The organism is Mesorhizobium sp. M7A.F.Ca.ET.027.03.2.1, assembly GCF_003999175.1.
In the GTDB taxonomy this organism is placed as follows: Bacteria; Pseudomonadota; Alphaproteobacteria; order Rhizobiales; family Rhizobiaceae; genus Mesorhizobium.
This window is the reverse complement of the sequence record NZ_RZOM01001980.1, coordinates 1-385: the sequence shown is the minus strand read 5'-3', so window position 1 is coordinate 385 and position 385 is coordinate 1. Positions and strand designations below refer to the sequence as shown.

Here is a 385-nt window from a genome sequence, read left to right as displayed (position 1 = left end):
ATCTCGGCTCAGGCGGGCTCACCGCTGTCGGAGCGATTTTCTACGCATCTCGTCTGGGATCCGCGGGGGGGGACATCGGCGTCGGTCTTGAGATCACAGCGCTCACCGCCGCAGTAATCGGCGGTGTCAGCTTGGGCGGCGGCAAGGGTAGCGTCACCAAGGCCACGGTCGGCACGCTGATCGTCCTGATCTTGATCAACGGCGCGACCAATATGGGCTTCGTCGGCGGCATCAACCGCATCGCGCTGGCGACGATCTTACTCGGCGCCGCCGCCATCGACATCAGATGGCTGAAAAACAAGCACCGGATCGTCAGCAAGATCTATGTCAGCCCTGCTTATCATTTCATGGGGCCATTGATCTCCACCGACCCAAAGGATGGCGG

At 61.3% G+C, this 385-nt stretch carries 1 pseudogene; it reads left to right on the top strand.

Features of this window, described 5'->3' with window-relative positions:
* A pseudogene (locus tag EN750_RS39845) lies at positions 1 to 385 on the top strand (ABC transporter permease); the annotation flags it as partial.